Origin of the sequence: Bacteroides uniformis (assembly GCF_025147485.1) — a bacterium.
GTDB lineage: Bacteria > Bacteroidota > Bacteroidia > Bacteroidales > Bacteroidaceae > Bacteroides > Bacteroides uniformis.
The window spans coordinates 1305255-1319002 of record NZ_CP102263.1; the positions used below are offsets into that span (position 1 = coordinate 1305255).

Genomic DNA, 13748 nt, shown 5'->3' on the forward strand with positions numbered 1-13748 from the left:
ATAAGAGGAAACGTGTTTTCATTTTGTTCTTGTTTTGGGCGCAAAAGTAATAAATATCTCCGTTAACCTAACATTAACGTAACGATAACCTAAAAGCTTTTTACCACCTCCTATCTTTGCAATGTCGAAAGGGAACAACTCCCCCAAAGACAAGAACTTGAAACAAAATGTATAACTTAAAAAATAGAACCATTATGAAGACTTTAGTAATTTCAGCAATCATCGCAATGACCTCTTTAGTAAACGTAGTAAGCGCAGCAGCCGTTAACCGTACAGACAACTTTGCCTATAATACCGAAACCAACGACGGCCGTGTGGAAACACAAACCGTATTCAAAGTGGAGAATCAGAAATTCCTGCACCGCCACCTGAAGTACAATTACATTTACGACAACTCCGGTCGCATCTCCCAAAAAGAAGTGCTGAAATGGAACGAATCCACGCAAAGCTTTGAGAAGCACCACAGTCTTAACTTCTTCTATACGGACGACGTCACTGTGGAATACGCCCTCTGGAACGAGCAAAGCAATGCCTACACCGACATCAAGCAGAAAGCCGTCTATCGGCAGACCGACAGCAGTGTCTTGCGCTACCTCAGCTACGAATGGGACGAAAAGAACAATGACTGGAGCTTGACAGCAGACCATCACATGACGGATGAATCTGTGCAGCTATTGGCAGAGAAATAAGAAAACACGATTTCTATTCTATTTATTTTAAAAACCAAGACATTATGGCAATATTATTTCGCAAACACGAACGTTTAAGTAATTTGGCACAGAATTCTGTAAAAAGGTATATCCTACAATTATATATAAATACAGCAATCCGGCAAGACTGAAAGAAGTGGCAAAGGAAATCAGCACCATGTCCAGTGGGAGTGAGGGTAATTCCTATAGTGTGCTGAAAGTTATCTGAAGAAATCACTGTTGGCAGGTCGTATCGTGACTGAGTAAATTCTGAAAATATAGAGACTATGGGCCTCCTTTCTACACTGTGTGCGGGAGGGAGGCCTTCTTCTCTTCCAAAAATAACGGATTGCCTTTTTTGAACAAACAATTATAAATATCTTTGGAGCATTATTCACTCATTAAACTAACAGAAAACACCATGAAAGTCACAAACAAATCAACAGTGAGAGTAGGCGCGGCAGGAGTCGCAGTCATTGGAATTATAGTATTGTTCTTGGTCATGTTTGCCGTGGAGCGTATTGATTCGGGACAGACGGGCATCATCGTCAATCTGGCCGGTAGTGAGCGTGGAGTAGATGATGCCAAGGTGGAGACCGGATGGGTGGTTTACAACCGTTTTGCCAAGCAGCTATTCGAATATCCTGCATTTGCGCAGATTGTAGACTACGAACCTTTCGACATTCAGGACAAGAAGGGAACCATCTTCAAGACAGACCCTACTATAGAATACTTCATTGAGCGGGAGGATGCCAAAGTAGTTTTTCTACGCTATCGCAAGACTACCGAAGAATTGGAACAGAGTGTTATCCTGACGGAAGTGAAGAACGCTTATAAGGACGTGGCAGGACTCTATGAGACGGATTCGCTCATCAACAACCGTCCGGCTTTCGAGAAGGAGGTGGAGGCATTACTGAAGGAGCGTCTCAGTACCCGTGGCTTTACGTTTACCAACATACAGTCGTCCGTGAAACCCAACGATGTGCTGCAAGCTGCCATTGACGAAAAGAATACTGCTGTGCAGAATGCCTTGAAGGTGGAGAATGAAAAGAAAGCCGCTATAGCCGAGGCGGAAAAGGTAGTAGCTGCCGCCAAGGGTAAGGCAGATGCCAACCGTATCCTTCAACAAAGCATCACGCCGGAATTGATTCAACTAAAGGCTGTGGAGAAATGGGACGGGAAATTGCCGTTGTCTACCGGTGGAAATACGTTGCCATTCCTGAAGTTGCAATGACAATCTCTATGAGACCCCATTGGCAACTTGATTCTTTTGGGGAGGTACTGATTGTGTGCGCGGATAATCACAAATAAATCAAGCGGTAAGCCATCTATCTCTCTATTTGCTAAGATTTATTCGTCCGATACTTGTTGAATTATCGTCCGACAGCCGTTGAATTATCGTCCGACAATTGTCGGACGATAATTCAACGGCTGTCGGACGAATAAGTTTTAGTAAGCAAGAATTTAAAATGCAGTATTGCAGGAATTGTTGCTTAAATAGGGAATGTAGTAAATGGGAGACAACTGTTGCTCATCCTTGTTGGGATCGCATGAACAAGGTTTTCAAGAAGATAAAGGGCGTTTCGCCGAGTGAATATGTACTTTTGTAAGGGAAAAGGGGAAAGATACGAAAGGTATGGGCATAAAAAAAGGAGTACCGCTGTACTCCAACCTTTGTTAACCTTAAATCTAATACTATGAAAAACACATTGCAAAGGTACGAACTTTTTGCTTATCTCCAAATAAAGCAAATAAAAAAGACTGTTTTATAACATGTTTTAGGAAAATGCGTCTCTTTGTTAAGGCTTGCTAAGGTTTTGAAGCCTCTCCGTGGCTGTTTTCTAAAAAAGAATTATCTTTGTCACATTAAGTTTTGGGTCTTACTTGACGATTTCCTGCTCTCTTGGCTCAAAGCTTTGGAAATTAAAAATTAAAGACTTGTATGCACGAAGATATTGTCCTTACCCCGATGATGAAGCAGTTCCTCGACTTGAAGGCAAAGCATCCCGATGCTGTCATGCTGTTTCGTTGTGGTGACTTCTATGAAACCTATTCCACCGATGCCGTCGTCGCGTCCGAAATCCTCGGTATTACCTTGACCAAACGTGCCAATGGCAAGGGGAAAACCATCGAAATGGCGGGTTTCCCGCATCATGCGCTCGACACCTATCTGCCCAAGCTGATACGTGCCGGCAAGCGTGTGGCCATCTGCGACCAGTTGGAGGACCCGAAGCTGACGAAGAAACTGGTGAAGCGCGGCATCACGGAGCTGGTGACGCCGGGAGTTTCCATCAACGACAATGTGCTGAACTACCGGGAGAACAACTTCCTGGCTGCCGTGCATTTCGGTAAGGGTGCCTGCGGTGTGGCTTTCCTGGACATATCTACGGGCGAATTTCTGACGGCGGAAGGACCTTTCGACTATGTGGACAAGCTGCTGAACAACTTTGCCCCCAAAGAGGTGCTTTTCGAGCGTGGCAAGCGGCTGATGTTCGAAGGAAACTTCGGCAGCAAGTTCTTCACCTTCGAGTTGGACGACTGGGTGTTTACCGAGACATCTGCCCGCGAAAAGCTGCTGAAGCATTTCGAGGTGAAGAACTTGAAAGGCTTCGGTGTGGAGCATCTCAAGAACGGTATCATCGCTTCGGGAGCCATCCTGCAATACCTCATCATGACGCAGCATACGCAGATAGGGCATGTCACTTCGCTGGCACGCATCGAGGAGGATAAGTATGTCCGCCTGGATAAGTTCACGGTGCGCAGCCTGGAGTTGATGGGGTCGATGAACGACGGTGGCAGTAGTCTGCTGAATGTGATAGACAAGACCATCAGCCCGATGGGTGCCCGCCTGCTGAAACGCTGGCTGGTATTCCCGTTGAAGGACGTGCAGCCGATTAACGAGCGGCTGAATGTGGTGGAATACTTTTTCCGCCAGCCCGATTTCAAAGAGTTGATAGAAGAGCAGTTGCATTTGATTGGCGACTTGGAACGCATCATCTCCAAAGTGGCGGTAGGGCGTGTCTCTCCGCGTGAGGTGGTGGCGTTGAAGGTGGCTTTGCAGGCGATAGAACCCATCAAGGCAGCTTGCATGGATGCCGATAATGCCAGCTTGAATCATATAGGCGAGCAGTTGAATATCTGCCAGTCTATCCGCGACCGTATTGACCGGGAGATAGACAATGACCCGCCGTTATTGATTAATAAGGGAGGTGTCATCAAATCCGGTGTCAGTGCCGAGCTGGACGAGTTGCGCCGGATTGCCTACTCCGGCAAGGATTATCTGTTGCAGATACAGCAGCGCGAGAGCGAACTGACAGAGATTCCCAGTTTGAAGATAGGCTACAACAATGTTTTCGGCTACTACATCGAGGTGCGCAACACGCATAAGGACAAGGTGCCGGCAGAGTGGATACGCAAGCAGACCCTTGCCAATGCCGAGCGCTATATTACCCAGGAATTGAAGGAATACGAGGAGAAGATTCTCGGCGCGGAGGACAAGATACTGGTACTGGAAACACAACTCTATGCAGAGCTGGTACAATCTTTGAGCGAGTTCATTCCTGCCATTCAAATCAATGCGAACCAGATAGCACGGTTGGACTGCCTGCTCTCCTTTGCCACAGCGGCGCGCGAGAACAACTATATACGCCCCGTCATTGCCGACGACGATGTGCTGGAAATCCATCAGGGACGGCATCCGGTCATTGAGAAGCAGCTCCCCATCGGCGAGAAGTATATTGCCAACGATGTGATGCTGGACAGCCAGACGCAGCAGATTATCATCATTACGGGTCCCAACATGGCGGGTAAGTCCGCTTTGCTGAGGCAGACGGCGCTGATTACGCTACTGGCTCAAATCGGCAGTTTCGTGCCTGCGGAGAGTGCCCATATCGGTTTGGTGGATAAGATATTCACCCGTGTGGGTGCCAGCGATAATATTTCCGTGGGCGAGTCTACCTTTATGGTGGAGATGAACGAGGCGGCGGATATCTTGAACAACCTTTCTCCCCGCAGCCTGGTGCTGTTCGACGAGCTGGGACGCGGTACTTCTACGTACGACGGTATTTCCATCGCCTGGGCGATTGTGGAGCATATCCATGAGCATCCAAAAGCGAAGGCACGCACCTTGTTTGCCACGCACTACCATGAGTTGAACGAGATGGAGAAAAGCTTCAAGCGTATTAAGAACTACAACGTTTCGGTGAAGGAGATAGATAACAAAGTCATCTTCCTGCGCAAATTGGAGCGCGGCGGCAGCGAACACTCCTTCGGTATCCATGTAGCCAAAATGGCAGGTATGCCCAAAAGCATCGTGAAGCGTGCCAATGACATTCTGAAACAACTGGAAACGGACAACCGCCAGCAGGGGATTTCCAGCAAACCGATGGTGGAAGTGGGAGAGACACGCGGTGGTATGCAGCTCAGCTTCTTTCAGCTCGACGACCCGGTGCTGTGCCAGATACGCGATGAGATACTGAATCTGGATGTGAATAACTTGACGCCGCTGGAGGCGCTGAACAAGCTGAATGATATTAAGCGGATAGTGAAAGGGAAGTGATTTTTGCTTATAGGAGAAAACGTGGAATTTCAGGACTTGTACAAGTTTTTGCACAAGTCTTGAAACTCCATGGTTAATAGTTTTTCATATAAAATTATTCTTCCAAGATTATCTCTAATTCTGCTATGGCAGCTTTCTTTCCTTTGTCATGGGCCGATAATCCCGATAGTTTCACATAGCGTGCCCGGCAAGGAGTAAATTCTATAGTTTGCGTTGCTGTACCTATATGGAAGGTGCCATAGGTAATGGGCTGCCCCCAATTTTTTCCATCTTTGCTTGCATATACTTCATAGGAAGCTATCCGTCCTTCTTCGCTATCTTGTCGCGGAGTGTAGCGGATACCCTTTATAGTGGCCTCTTTGGATAGGGAAAGATGTATCTCATGAGGGTAGGGAGCTATGTAGAATTGGTTGTGTACCGTGTGCCAATAGGTGTTTATGTTACCGTCTGCCGCCAGCTTCATGCTGTTGTCTGCATCGCTGTCTACGGAGACCACTATTTGTCTCTGGGATGCTCCGCTGCTCACATTCAGTTCGGCTGCCGAAGCCCATTTCCTGCCGTGCATTTCGGACAAGGGAACGAATTTGAAGTAACGGGCAGTGACGGGTGTTTCCAATGTTATGGTTTGGGCAGACGTCAGATTGGAGAATGTACCTTTGACGGTGCTTTCCCAATTTTTTCCGTCTTTGCTGAAGCTTAGCTCGTAGTCTTTGACGTGTCCGTTATCATTGGAATGTCGTGCTGTGTAGATGAATTTGTCCACTACCAGTAGGGAAGCCATGTCTACCACAATGCTGTGTGGAAACTCTGGAATGGGTTCGTGCCAACGGGTGTGCCAATACGTGGAAGGGTCTCCATCGATGGCGTTTTGCGCCTCTTCTCCTTGGCTGTCGCTGCTGGAGGAGACCACCTTCCATGCCGAGTGGTCTACGAATATGGGTAGTTCCATAGTAGTGACCAGGCTCTTGCCTAATTTTCCAGAAACAGCGTATGTTTGTATCTTTCCACCGTCAATGAACTCGAATGGAGCTGTGTATTCCCGGTATTCGTTACCGTTAAGGCTGTAGAAGATGGTCGCGTCCGGAGTTCCGGTACTCATTTGCAGGTAACCGTTGTTATCGCGTTCTACCATTACGGGCATGCATGCAGGCATCTGTACGCGTGCTTTCTTGGTAAGCTCACTTTGCGTGTAGCTTCTTTCCAAAGGCATCATGATGAAGCTGAATGCTACGGGAGTTGCTTGCAGTTCGTATTTTTTCATCGGGCCTGGACCGCAGCTTGCGTTGCCCAGAGGACGATTGTGGGCATCAAGACAAAGAACTGTCTCCTTGCGCATCGGGATGTCGTATTTGTGAATCAGTTTTTGCAGATGGTCGGGGTCTGCCATGTCTTGTGCTCTGACATGCAGGGCAGAAGCCGCCATTTGGTCGCCTGCCACGAAAACGAAGCCCATACCGTCGGCGTTGGTGATGGAAATCCAGCGTACCTCTTCATGGTTACCCATCTCCTGAGGCTTTACATAGTTCACCCATTGGTCGGATACTGTACTTTCGTATACGCCTATTGGGGTGGCATCCTTGCGGTCTACGTAGTTTTCCCATGGGCCACGTCCATACCAACGCATACGCTCGAAGCCTTCGGGCAGTTCCATTCGATAGCCCACACGCGGAATGATTTCGCTGTCGGATACCGGGATGATGACACTGTTCACCATGATGGAACCATCGGCATTTACGGTGTATTCTATTTCTGTGCGATACTCAAAACCGAGTTTACCTTTGTGGCAGTTCCGGATGTGCAGGGTTATTCTGTCCTCTTCTTGGTGGGTTTCCCATTTGCCGGTTTCCGCTTGCAGCTGGTAAAGGCCTTTGCGTTGCCAATCGCCACTTACCTGTTTATCGTTGTCGGTGGGAGCACGGAAGAGGTTCAGTTCGAGTCCTTTACTTATCAGGGGGATATTATTCAATGTATATGCCGATAAAGTTCCTTCTTCCTTGGAGAAGACAGCTTCAAAACGTTCACCTTTCACCACCAATGCGTCGGCAGTTTCGTTTAGATTGATGTTTCCTTTTTCGGGTACGAATATAGGTTTCTCGCTGCTTGATAGCTTGAATTGTTCGGTGGCTACCTCGTAGTCGGCTTTTGCCCATTCGGTATCTCTTTTTTGGCAGAAACTGAAATTGATAAAGTATTCTGCTCCGGGTACCTTCGTTGCGGGTATGTCTGGCAGGGTGATGACTTTGCTTGCCTGTGCTTCCAGCTTCAAATCTTCCAGATTGCCTGAGCAGACGGTCCTTCCATCTTCCGTTATTTCGTATCTCCCGTAGAGGTCTTCCATATTGGCATGGAATCGCTTGTTGCTGATTCTATATTTGCCATTCCCTAATGCTTCTATGCGGATGGGTTGATGTATCTTCTTCATTTCATAGGATTTGGCAGATAATGTACGGTCGGAGAAGATGACGCCGTTGGTACAGAAGTTACCGTCGTTGGGCTTGTCACCAAAGTCACCGCCTACGGCCATGTAGAAGCCTTTGCCGTCGGGAGTGGGCATACGCAGGCTTTGGTCCACCCAATCCCAAATGAAACCTCCGATGAGTGCCGGATAGCGTTCGTAGGTTTCCCAGTATTCCTTGAAGTTTCCTATGGAATTTCCCATGGCATGGGCATACTCGCATACTACGTGAGGTTTCACGATCTCGCCCTTTTGTATTTTCTCCAATCGTTCACGGCCTACGTTTTCCAGCCAGTCCACACTTGGGTACATGCAACTGGTCACGTCGCAGAAGGAACTGTTTCCCTCGTAGTGGGTGGGGCGGGTAGTATCCAAACGTTTGATGGCCTTTTCAGCAGTGGAGAAGTTGTTTCCGTTTCCCGATTCGTTGCCCATGGACCACATTACGATGGAAGCGTGGTTACGGAAACGTTTCACTTGGTTCTCGTTGCGCTCGGTGAATGATTTTTCCCACTGTGGCTCGTGTGAGAGACGCATTTCGCCGTGGCACTCTACATTGGCTTCTGCCAATACATAGATGCCATAGCGGTCGCATAGGTCGTAAAAGTAAGGGTTGTTGGGGTAATGGGAGGTACGGACAGCATTTACGTTCAGCGCTTTCATTAGTTGTACGTCCTTTTCCATCTCTTCTTTGGAGACGGTACGGCCATTCAATGGGCTGTGATCGTGGCGGTTGACACCTTTGAAAAGAGTGGGTTTGCCGTTAATCAGCAGTTGTCCGTTTTTGGCAAACTCTATTTCGCGGAAGCCTACCTTTACACTACGTAGGTCTGTCACTTTTCCCTTCTGTTTTAGGGTCAGGGTCAGGTTGTAGAGGCTGGGTGTTTCGGCTGTCCATTTCAGTGGGTTCTTCACATCGAATTCCAGATGGGTACTACCTATTTTTGTGGCGTGGATAGTGCGTGATAGCACTTCCTTTCCTTCTGTGTCGGAGAGCTTCACTATGAGTTCGGCAGAACTTTTCTTACCGGTGATTTCCACGTCCAAAAAAACTGTAGCATTACGATAATCTCCGTCCAAGTCGGTTCGGAAGAAGAAGTCCCTAATTTGCGTGCGTGGTGCTGACCATAGGAATACATCGCGGAAGATACCGCTGAACCGCCAGAAATCTTGACATTCAAGAAAACTTCCATCGGTGAAACGGTACACTTCAACTGCCAATGTGTTTTTTCCTTCTTGTAAATAGGGAGTCAGATTGAACTCGGCAGGTAAGTAGCTGTCTTCTGAATAGCCCACTTTTTTACCGTTCAACCAAAGATAGAAACCTGCTTCCACTCCATTGAAGCGAATAAATACATCTCTGCCCTTCCAAGATGTGGGCAAAGTGAATTCACGTCGGTAACTGCCTACGGGATTGGGCATGTTGGCGAAAGTATAGTCTGCCGGGCGAGGTTGGATGACGTTGGGCCATTGTACTCCTTTACTGTAATCACAGAAAGGGTAAATGGTATTGCAATACAAAGGCTTGTCCCAGGGCTTGTTATGGCGTACAGCCTCTATCTGCCATGTGGCAGGCACTTTGATGTTGTCCCAGTCACTTACGTCGTAGTCGGGCTTGAAGAAATCCTTCGGCCGTTTTTCGGGGTCGGCCACCCAATGGAATTTCCATGTACCGTTCAGAGTTTGATAATAGGGGGATTCCTCGATGCTCAGGCGTAGGGCTTGTCCTTCGTCGGCAAAGGGAATGGCGGTTTGGCATGCCGTTTCTTTGTTCACTCCCGAAATGTTCAGGTCATTTCATTCGGGCTGTTCGTGAGTTTGTGCTGTTGCGGCTGCGGTAGCAAGCAGCCCGGTGAATGCGATACTCAAAAAAGAGCTTCTTTTCATAAATGCAGATGGTATAAGATGATTAAGTATTAGTGATTTCCTGTCCTTCCCTCACGTTCTTCTTTTGCCGTTCGCAGTATTGACGGGGCGGCATTCCGTAACGTTGTGAAAAAGCTTTATAGAAAGTGCTTCGGTTGGTGAATCCCGTGCGGTCCATCAGCTCTTCGATGGTGAAGTTGCTGGAGACTAACAAGCGTTCCGCCGTGGAGAGGCGGTATTCTTTGATGATGTCGGCAGGCGATTTGTCAGTAAGTGGTTTCAGTTTGCGGTAGAACTGCCGGCTGCTGTAGCCCATTTCCTTACTCAAAAGTTCTACTTGCAGGTCTGGATTGGCTAAGTTCTTTTCAATGACTTCTGTCATTTTCTCTAAGAATTCTTGTTCTTCTTTGTGCAAGCAGCTTCCTTCTTTCCAGGTAAAGGTGCTGAGTGCCGAACTATAATATTCCTTCAGGTTTTCTTCGCGGCGGATGAGATGATAGACCATCTTTTCCAAATATTTCACATTGAAAGGCTTGGTGACATAGGCATCCGCCCCCGATTCCAGTCCTTTTACTTGGTCGTCTTCGTGATGCAGTGCTGAGAGCAGGATTAGGGGGATATGGCTCCACAGCTTGTGTTGCTTGATGGTGGAGGTGAAGGATAGCCCGTCTATATCGGGCATCATCACGTCTGAGATGATGAGGTCTGGCTGTCGTTGTTCCAAGCTGTCTAATGCCTTTTGGGCATTATTGAAGGAGAGTACGTTGTATTTCTCTGTGAATATTTCGGATACGAACCACAGCATGGAAGGGTCATCATCTATCACCATGACCGTCTGCTTGTTTGCGTCGAATTCTTGGGTGTATTTTTCGGGCAATTCTTGCACCTCTTCGGTGGGAATGCTTGGAGAAGCCGCTTCGTATGCAGTTTGCGGTACTTCTTGTCCGTTGGGGGGGAGCGAGGGAAGGCTTACAGTGAAGGTGGTCAGTTCGCCCGGTGTGCTTTCGATGTTTATGTCTCCTTCCAACAGTGTCACCATGTTTTTGCAGATGGCCAACCCCAGTCCGTTTCTTGAGTTTTTGCCGTTCATCTCCACGGAGTCGAGAATCTTATAGCGGTCGAATATCTTTCCGAGATTTTCCGGTGTGATGCCTTTGCCGGTATTGGCTATCTTCAAAATAAGACGTTCGTTTTTCGTGTACAATGTTACGCTGATGTTCCCCTTGTCGGGTGTGTACTTGAAAGCGTTGGATATGAGGTTTCCGGCTATTTTGTTGAAGCAGCTCAGGTCGGTGTTCCATGTCAGTTCGGGGGCGATGTCAAGGCAGTAGTTCATTTCTCTGTTTTCCGCCATGTCACCGAAGGATTCGGCGATGTCCCTTAACTTTTCGGAAACAGGCTGCGGCTGTATGGAGAGCATTTTGTTTTCCGTTTCCAGTCTTCTGAACTCCAGCAACTCCACGATGAGACCATTCAGCTTTTCCACATTTTGCTGAATCATTTTGGCGTAGCGGTGCGTGTAGATATCTGTCTCCTTGTGGGTGAGTATCTTCTCGCACGGTCCCTGAATCAGGGTGAGGGGGGTGCAAAACTCGTGGGTGATGTTGGTGAAGAAGCGTAGTTTTGATTCATAGACTTCCTCTTTTTTCTGTCGTTCCATTTTCTTCATCATGTGCTGCCGCTTCAGGCGGTAGGTATAGAATGCATAGGCGACTATGCCTGTACATAATAGTAACCCTAACAAAAAGTAGCCCACATAGGCCCAGGTACTGAGATACCAGGGAGGAGCGATGTAAATGGTGAAGGCTTGCGGATGGCTTTCTTTACCGTTGATGTTGTTGCGGTATTTCACAAACAGCGTATATTCTCCGGGGGAAAGGTTGGAGAAGATGGCATTGGGTGAAACTCCGTTTTCTATCCATTGGTCGCTTGCTTCCTTTAGTTTATAGGAGTAGAAATAGTCGTTTCCGTTAATGTAGTCTGTTATCCGGAAGTTGAGCTGGAAGAAGTTGTGTTTGTAGTCCAGTTGTAGCACGGGCTTCCCGTCTTTGTAATGTAGAAAATCATGCAGGTTGTATTCCTTACCGAAGATGGAAAGTCCTTTCAGGCTGATTTCGGGCATATAGTCCGTGGTGATGTAAGAATCGGGCTTCACGGTGACGAAGCCGTTTACACCTCCAAAGAAAAGGATTCCCGTAGCATTGTCTTTGTAGAAGGCTCCATCACTAAATTCGGTCACGGCCAGTCCGTTTCCGTTGTTGTAGGTCTGCTTGGTCTGTTCTTGGGGATTGAGTCTCATCAATCCTTGATTGGTACTCACCCAGAGATTGCCTCGGTTGTCCTCCAAGATACCATGTACGGTGCTGTTGGTGTAGAGCTTTGCACTGATGCTGTCTGGGTTTCCGTCTTCGTTTGAGTAGAAGCGGAGAAGCCCTGATCCAGTGCCCAGCCAGTAGCCTTGCTCGTTTTTGTGTATGGCGAACACATCGTTGGCGGTTTGGCTGTTTACCAAGTTGTTGAAGCGGAACTGTGCCATTTCTCCAGTACGTACATCAATGCGGTAGGCTCCGAGCCCTCTGTTCCCGAACCACAGCGTAGAGCTGCTTTCACGGTAGGAGGTGAAAAAATAGTTTGATGCCATATGTCCGTTACTCACCAAAGTCCGTGTAGCATGCTTCACAATAGGATCTTTTCTCTGATTTTCTAGTGTCACCTTTACGATTCCTTCGCCCACGGTGGAAATCCAAAGTGTACTGTCATTGGTTTGATCAATGGAGTGCACATATTTCACTTTGGTTCCATTGGCTTGTACCGCCAGTTCTTTCAATTGGTGGGTAGAGTAGGAATAATAATTGATTCCGTTTTCCGTACCTATCCAAAGTCGGTCTTTTCCACCGGGTGCAAAACAGTAGACGGAGTTGTCGGTCAATGTGCTGTTACCGGTGATGAGACGATCATGTTTTTCGGGTGTATTGTTGACAAGATAATTCGGTATACGCAATATGCCACTGCCTTTGGTTCCTATCCATAAGGTTTGCTGTGGGTCGAGGTAAAGGCTGCGTACCGGGTTGTTCACCTGATATGCGGGAGTGTTGAGCAGGGTGTTGGTCATGGTGAATGTGTCATTGTAAAGCATGTATAACCCTTCTCCGTCGGTAGCTACCCATACGATATCTTGAAATTTGTCTTTCATCAGACAGAAGATGCCCGACTGTATTTCAGTGTATTCTATACGGTATTTAATCTTTTGGTTTGCTTCATATTTCAGTACTATCAAGCCGCTGCTTTTGAAACCGATACAGAAGTCATTTTCTCGTTTGATGATGGAAGATACTTCACCTCGTTTTTCTATTTCGTCTTTCAGGTCGGCAATGTAGTAACACTGTCGGTTGCTGAAACTATATTCGTAGAGGGCATAGGTTTCATCAATGAAGTAGGCTGAATCTTCTCCGATGAAGGCATGCTTCAAGCCGTGATGTCCAAATGGCTTTTCCGGAATCAGTGTCACGCTTTTTCCCGTGTGGTTCAGACGATAGCAACGAGTGTTGTTTCCAGTTGCGAATATCCAAAGCAGGTTGTTGGAATCAATGGTCATGGACAGTACTTTATTAAAATCCATGGAAGAGATGTTTAACTGGAGAAATTTCTGGTTCTCTTGTTGGTAGTGATACAGATTTCCGTCATCTTTCAGCACTAACATGCACTTGTTTTTGCTTCGTGCCAAGAAGATGTTGTCCTTGAATTCGGTAAAGGTCCGGCAGGTCTGTCGGTATGTATCCAATCTGTCTAACCCGTAGTTGGTTTGTAACCACAGTATGCCTGGCTCTGATTCTACGATCTGGCTGATAATGTTGCCTGACAATAGGTTGCGTGACACATCAACGGGCGTATATAGGTGGATATTGTTGCCGTCAAACACGTTCAGTCCGTCGCATGTTCCTATCCATAGTACACCTTGGCTATCTTGGTAAAGGGATTGGATGGCACTATTGGAAAGACCGTTTTTATTGGAGAATTGCCGTAGGCTGTAAGCGTACACAAAATCCGGAAAACAGCATAAGAGGCTGATAAGCAATAAAATCGTATGGCCTTTCCAGTATATGTCTTTCATGTGGCTTGTTGTATTGATTTTAAGTTGCAAAGATATATTTTAAGGTGGAAACAGTCAATATTTGCAATA

Annotated in this window: 4 protein-coding genes and 1 pseudogene; 3 read left to right on the plus strand and 2 right to left on the minus strand. The window is 47.2% G+C overall.

Features of this window, described 5'->3' with window-relative positions; all coding sequences use genetic code 11:
- The first annotated feature begins 167 nt into the window (after positions 1–167).
- From NQ510_RS04985 to mutS, 3 genes are all read left to right on the plus strand, one after another.
- Positions 168–689 (plus strand): DUF3836 domain-containing protein, encoded by a 522-nt coding sequence (locus NQ510_RS04985; RefSeq protein WP_005824811.1) that lies wholly within the window; start codon positions 168–170, stop codon positions 687–689.
- A 421-nt stretch (positions 690–1110) separates the two neighbouring features.
- On the plus strand, positions 1111–1923 hold the full coding sequence (locus tag NQ510_RS04990; RefSeq protein WP_005824816.1) for an SPFH domain-containing protein: 813 nt from the start codon (positions 1111–1113) through the stop codon (positions 1921–1923).
- A gap of 708 nt (positions 1924–2631) precedes the next feature.
- A complete protein-coding gene (gene mutS / locus NQ510_RS04995; RefSeq protein WP_005824820.1) occupies positions 2632–5247 on the plus strand; it encodes a DNA mismatch repair protein MutS in 2616 nt (871 codons plus the stop codon).
- Between the two features lie 94 nt (positions 5248–5341).
- Here mutS and NQ510_RS05000 read toward each other — a convergent pair.
- Positions 5342–9589, minus strand: a pseudogene (locus NQ510_RS05000) (glycoside hydrolase family 2 TIM barrel-domain containing protein).
- A 22-nt stretch (positions 9590–9611) separates the two neighbouring features.
- Complete coding sequence (locus NQ510_RS05005; RefSeq protein WP_005824829.1) at positions 9612–13679, minus strand: hybrid sensor histidine kinase/response regulator transcription factor; 4068 nt, start codon at positions 13677–13679, stop codon at positions 9612–9614.
- Positions 13680–13748: the final 69 nt, after the last annotated feature.

Bases quoted from the DNA above. Each gene is read 5' to 3' on its own strand.
- NQ510_RS04990 (WP_005824816.1), top strand. From the start codon at position 1,111: ATGAAAGTCACAAACAAATCAACAGTGAGAGTAGGCGCGGCAGGAGTC.
- NQ510_RS05005 (WP_005824829.1), bottom strand. From the start codon at position 13,679: ATGAAAGACATATACTGGAAAGGCCATACGATTTTATTGCTTATCAGC.
- NQ510_RS04985 (WP_005824811.1), top strand. From the start codon at position 168: ATGTATAACTTAAAAAATAGAACCATTATGAAGACTTTAGTAATTTCA.
- mutS (WP_005824820.1), top strand. From the start codon at position 2,632: ATGCACGAAGATATTGTCCTTACCCCGATGATGAAGCAGTTCCTCGAC.